The organism is Mycobacterium sp. (assembly GCF_035653355.1).
In the GTDB taxonomy this organism is placed as follows: Bacteria; Actinomycetota; Actinomycetes; order Mycobacteriales; family Mycobacteriaceae; genus Mycobacterium.
The window spans coordinates 1-3,184 of the sequence record NZ_DASRBZ010000167.1 but is presented as its reverse complement, the minus strand read 5'-3'; the positions used below and the strand labels follow the sequence as shown (position 1 = coordinate 3,184).

General features: G+C 64.7%; 4 protein-coding genes and 1 pseudogene. All 5 read left to right on the top strand.

Annotation, left to right across the window (positions count from 1 at the left end):
• Positions 1–864 (top strand): pyrroline-5-carboxylate reductase (proC, locus tag VFA16_RS05465; protein WP_324966838.1); only part of this gene is annotated, 864 nt, incomplete at its 5' end.
• A gap of 138 nt (positions 865–1,002) precedes the next feature.
• The gene (locus VFA16_RS05460) at positions 1,003–1,266 is read left to right on the top strand and encodes a helix-turn-helix domain-containing protein (protein ID WP_324966837.1); all 264 of its coding nucleotides are present in this window, start codon (positions 1,003–1,005) and stop codon (positions 1,264–1,266) included.
• 131 nt (positions 1,267–1,397) lie between these two features.
• Positions 1,398–1,499: a 30S ribosomal protein bS22 gene (locus VFA16_RS05455; RefSeq protein WP_003402602.1), complete on the top strand. Its 102-nt coding sequence runs from the start codon at positions 1,398–1,400 to the stop codon at positions 1,497–1,499.
• A gap of 109 nt (positions 1,500–1,608) precedes the next feature.
• The gene (locus VFA16_RS05450; RefSeq protein WP_324966836.1) at positions 1,609–2,730 is read left to right on the top strand and encodes an SDR family oxidoreductase; all 1,122 of its coding nucleotides are present in this window, start codon (positions 1,609–1,611) and stop codon (positions 2,728–2,730) included.
• 5 nt (positions 2,731–2,735) lie between these two features.
• A pseudogene (locus VFA16_RS05445) lies at positions 2,736–3,184 on the top strand (hypothetical protein); the annotation flags it as partial.

The window sequence follows — 3,184 nt, the reverse complement described above, 5'->3', positions numbered from 1 at the left end:
GCGATTATCGGCGGCGGCAGTATCGGCGAAGCCTTGCTGTCCGGGCTGTTGCGGGCCGGCAGGCAGGTCAAAGACCTGGTGGTGGCTGAACGGATTCCCGAGCGGGCCCGCTACCTCGCTGAGACATACTCCGTGCTGGTGACCTCAGTAAACGATGCCGTGCAGAGTGCGACATTCGTCATCGTCGCCGTCAAACCCGCCGACGTCGAATCGGTGATCGGCGAAATCGCACAAGCGGCCGCCGAGGCCGAAAGCGATTCCGGCGACCAGGTTTTCGTGACGGTCGCGGCGGGCGTCACGATCCAGCACTTCGAATCGCGGCTGCCGGCCGGCACCCCCGTCATCCGTGCGATGCCCAACGCGCCGTCGCTGGTCGGCGCCGGGGTGAGCGCGCTGGCCAAGGGCCGCTTCGCCACACCCCAACAGCTGGAAGAGGTGTCCGCGCTGTTCGATTCCGTCGGAGGCGTGCTCACTGTCCCCGAGACGCAACTCGATGCCGTGACCGCGGTGTCGGGTTCTGGACCGGCGTATTTCTTTCTGATGGTCGAAGCGTTGGTCGACGCCGGCGTCGGAGTCGGTTTGAGCCGGTCGGTGGCCACTGAGCTGGCGGCGCAGACGATGGCCGGGTCGGCCGCGATGCTGCTGGAGCGGATGCACCAGGAGCGGCAGGGCGCTGACGATGCGCCCAGCGACTTGCGGGTGGATACCACCGCGGCGCAGCTGCGGGCGACGGTTACCTCGCCCGGGGGCACCACGGCTGCTGCGCTGCGGGAACTGGAACGCCGGGGCTTGCGAGCAGCGGTCGACGGGGCGGTACAGGCCGCGAAAACCCGCGCTGAACAGCTAAGAATCACATCAGAGTAATTCGGCAATTTCCATAGATTTTCCCACACCCGTCGCAGTAACCCCACTAGTCCCGCTATTCTCCTCTCTGTATGCACGTGTGGGTGCCAGCGGAGGGGAAGCCGGTGGGACTGCACGGGCCTGACTGATTGGGTTGCGATGACGTCTATAAACGGGCCATCGGCGCGGGATTCAGCTGGCGGTAAATCGACACGGGACACCGGTTCCCCCGATACCCAGCAGCCAAGAACTCAATTTCTCACAGTGGCCGAAGTGGCGGCGCTGATGCGGGTCAGCAAGATGACCGTCTATCGGCTGGTGCACAACGGCGAGCTGCCGGCGGTACGGGTCGGGCGCTCCTTCCGGGTGCACGCCAAGGCCGTGCACGACATGCTGGAAACCTCCTACTTCGACGCCGGCTGATCGCATCGCGGCGTCGTCGCACGGCCGGTCGCTTTCGGGTGGCCCCGCCGATTTTTTGCTGCATGCCGTCAGCCGGTAAAGTGTGCGGGTCATTTCACGTGTCGGCATAGGCGGACTGAGATAGCGGGGTCATGGGTTCAGTAATCAAGAAGCGGCGCAAACGGATGTCGAAAAAGAAGCACCGCAAACTGCTGCGTCGCACGCGGGTGCAGCGCAGAAAACTCGGTAAGTAAACTCCCCGCGCGCGCAGCTTCACTTTGCAGTAACGCCGTGGTATCTGTGGCCCGCTAGGCTAACGGGGTGGATTCGGCGGACGGTCACACTGGCCCTACAGGTAACCGAATGGACCGAGACGCAAGCACAAAAAACGGCGCGGGCAGCGACACCGTGCACTATCCGAAAGTCGTGCTGGTCACAGGCGCGTGCCGGTTCCTGGGCGGCTACCTGACCGCGCGGCTGGCGCAAAACCCGTTGATTAACCGGGTCATCGCGGTCGACGCGATCGCGCCCAGCAAGGACATGCTGCGCCGGATGGGCAGAGCCGAGTTCGTCCGCGCCGACATCCGCAACCCGTTTATCGCCAAAGTGATTCGAAACGGCGACGTCGACACCGTGGTGCATGCGGCGGCGGCCTCGTTCTCGCCGCGGTCCGGTGGTGGCGCGGCGCTGAAAGAAATCAACGTGATGGGCGCGATGCAGTTGTTCGCGGCCTGCCAGAAGGCGCCGTCGGTGCGCCGCGTCGTGCTGAAGTCCACCTCGGAGGTTTACGGCTCCAGCGCACATGACCCGGTGGTGTTCACTGAGGACAGCAGCAGCCGCCGCCCCTTCCGCCAAGGTTTCCCTAAAGACAGCATCGATATCGAGGGTTACGCGCGCGGCCTGGGCCGGCGCCGGCCCGATATCGCGGTCACCATCTTGCGGTTGGCCAACTTGATTGGGCCTGCCATGGACACCACGCTGTCGCGCTACCTGGCCGGACCGCTGGTGCCGACCATCGTCGGACGCGACGCGCGCTTGCAATTGCTTCATGAGCAAGACGCGCTGGGCGCGCTGGAGCGCGCCGCGCTGGCCGGACGGCCGGGCACGTTCAACATCGGCGCTGACGGCATCATCATGCTTTCGCAGGCGATTCGCCGGGCGGGCCGCATCCCGCTGCCTGTGCCCGGATTCGGGCTGTGGGCGCTGGATTCGCTGAGACGAGCTAATCGCTACACCGAAATCAATCGCGAACAACTCGCCTATCTGAGCTTCGGTCGGGTGATGGACACGACCAGAATGCGTAAAGAACTTGACTACCACCCGAAGTGGACGACGGCTGAAGCGTTCGACGACTACATTCGCGGGCGAGCTCTCACTCCCATTATTAAACCGGAGTTGGTACGCTCCTTGGAGGGTCGGGCCGTGTCGGCAGCCCAGCGGTTTGAGCAGTCGGTCACGAGTGTTTTAAGGGTGGGGGGAAGGTAAATATCGTGGCGGGCGATTCCAAGGCGAAAGTGATTCCGCTGCACACGAATCCGAGTCGTGCAGCGGCACAGCGCCGCGCCGGCCAGCGCACCGCGTCGTCACGTCGGCATCCCTCGCTGCTCTCCGATCCCGATAGCCGGGCGTCGGCCGAGCAGATCGCCGCCGTTGTCAGTGAAATCGATCAGCGTCGCCGCGATGCCGCTGCGGAGACTGCGGCGCCGTCCACCGAGTTGGCCCAGCGGGTCGCGTCCGTCGCCGCGTTCATGCGCCAGCGGCTGACCGGCGACTACAGCGTCGACGAATTCGGCTTCGATCCGCACTTCAACGACGCGATCGTGCGGCCTTTGCTGAGGTTCTTCTTCCGGTCATGGTTTCGGGTCGAAGTCAGCGGCATCGAGAACCTGCCCACCACCGGTGCCGCATTGGTGGTGGCCAACCACGCCGGGGTGCTGCC

Excerpts from the sequence above, each read along its gene's own strand:
- VFA16_RS05460 (WP_324966837.1), top strand. The coding sequence starts at position 1,003 with ATGACGTCTATAAACGGGCCATCGGCGCGGGATTCAGCTGGCGGTAAA.
- VFA16_RS05455 (WP_003402602.1), top strand. The coding sequence starts at position 1,398 with ATGGGTTCAGTAATCAAGAAGCGGCGCAAACGGATGTCGAAAAAGAAG.
- VFA16_RS05450 (WP_324966836.1), top strand. The coding sequence starts at position 1,609 with ATGGACCGAGACGCAAGCACAAAAAACGGCGCGGGCAGCGACACCGTG.